Below are 542 nucleotides of genomic sequence, written 5' to 3'. Positions count from 1 at the left end.
TTTAAACGTTTTCCCTTTTACTGCACGGACTTGTGCCATTTGATTCCATTCCTTAGAAAATCGCTGATAGCGCTCTACGATTGGATTCTGTTCTGCAAAACGTTTTCCACATGTGCATCTATATCTGCGCTTTCTATAAAATAAAATGGTTTTTCTTTCTGAGAATTTCAGATGTTTAATTTTCGTCATACGGTAATCATGTATATGTGTTGTGAATGTACCGCATTGGGGACATTTATGCGGTCTGATAGGCATTTCAAAGTGAATGATATATTGATCTTCTATTGCTTGAGCTTTTAAAATTATTACATCTTCAAATCCTNTTCATGTAACACGTAACTCCTATCTTAACTTTTGTTTGGGTAACTTTAGTATAAGATATTTGGAGCTTACGTGTATTTTTTTACCCTAAATTGTTTGATAACCCCAACAATTAGTATAGAACCGATTTTTATAAAAGATTTTACATTTGTAAGATAAGGAGGGAAATTCTAATAAAATAGGCCAAAAGAAAAAGCACAACTGAATAAACAGTTGTGCTT

1 protein-coding gene is annotated in these 542 nt (G+C 32.5%); it reads right to left on the bottom strand.

Annotated features, from left to right (window positions below; translation table 11 throughout):
- Window positions 1-255: transposase family protein (locus tag CW357_RS18090; RefSeq protein WP_256386338.1), on the bottom strand; the 255-nt coding region annotated here is incomplete at its 3' end.
- Window positions 256-542: the final 287 nt, after the last annotated feature.

The sequence above is a fragment of the Rummeliibacillus sp. TYF005 genome (assembly GCF_003844195.1).
GTDB lineage: Bacteria > Bacillota > Bacilli > Bacillales_A > Planococcaceae > Rummeliibacillus.
The sequence above is the reverse complement of the archived record's forward strand: the minus strand, read 5'-3'. Positions and strand labels throughout refer to the sequence as shown.